This is a genomic window from Rhizobium sp. 01T444 (genome assembly GCF_056398305.1).
The window spans coordinates 1-1,027 of the sequence record NZ_JBFTPD010000098.1; the positions used below are offsets into that span (position 1 = coordinate 1).

General features: G+C 70.1%; 1 protein-coding gene. It reads right to left on the bottom strand.

All coding sequences use genetic code 11. From position 1 onward, the window contains the following. On the bottom strand, positions 1-1,027 hold a 1,027-nt coding region (locus tag AC1DTN_RS37305; protein ID WP_477925121.1), incomplete at both ends, for an amino acid adenylation domain-containing protein.

Below are 1,027 nucleotides of genomic sequence, written 5' to 3' on the forward strand. Positions count from 1 at the left end.
CGCCATCACCAGGCATTGCGAGACTTCCGGATGCGTCTGCAGGCGGGCCTCGATCTCGCCGGGTTCGATCCGGTGGCCGCGCACCTTCACCTGGAAGTCGAGCCGGCCCTGGTGTTCGAGCAGACCCTCGTGGCTCCAGCGCCCCCGGTCGCCGGTCTTGTACAGGCGGGCTTCGGGGTGCGGGCTGAACGGGTCCGCGATGAAGCGCTCGGCGGTCAATTCGGGCCGGTCGAGATAGCCCAGCGTGACGCCGTCGCCGCCGATGAAGATCTCGCCGGAAACGCCGGCCGGGCATCGATGGCCCCACGCGTCGAGCACGTGGACGCTGGTGTTGGCGATCGGCCGCCCGATCGAGATGGCCTGCGGTTGCGGCGGCACCTTCCAGCATGTGGACCACACSGTGGTCTCGGTCGGCCCGTAGAGGTTCCACAGTTCGGTCGTGCGGTCCAGCAGTTCGAGCGAGAGATCCGCCGGCACGGGCTCGGCGCCGATCCAGGCCCGGAAGCCGCGCTGCCCCGACCATTGTGCGTCGAGCAGCAGGCGCCACATGCCGGGCGTGGCCTGCAGGATGGTGATCGCTTCCGAGTCGAGCAGCGCCCGCAGCCGGTTGCCGTCCATGGCGACTTCCCGCTGCACGATGACGATCTCGGCGCCCGCCGCCAGCGGCAGCATCACCTCGGGGACGGCCATATCGAAGGAGAGCGTGGTCACCGCGGCCAGGCGGTCCTGGGCATGGATGCCCGGCTCGCGCTGCATGGTCTCCATCAGGTTGGCCACGGCCCGGTGCGGCACGCACACGCCCTTGGGCTTGCCGGTGGAGCCGGAGGTGTAGATCACATAGGCCGTGTCTTCGGCCTGCGCATCCTGCGCGCCGGCCACGGGCGGCGTCGCCGGCTCTTCGAGCCAGGCGGTTTCGCGGTCGAGCAGGAACACGCGGTTCGCCGAGTCCGCGCGCCAGTGCTTCGGCGCGGCGGCAATCGACGAGGCCGTCAGCAGCAAGCCCAGCTTCGCGTCCTCGGCGTAATAG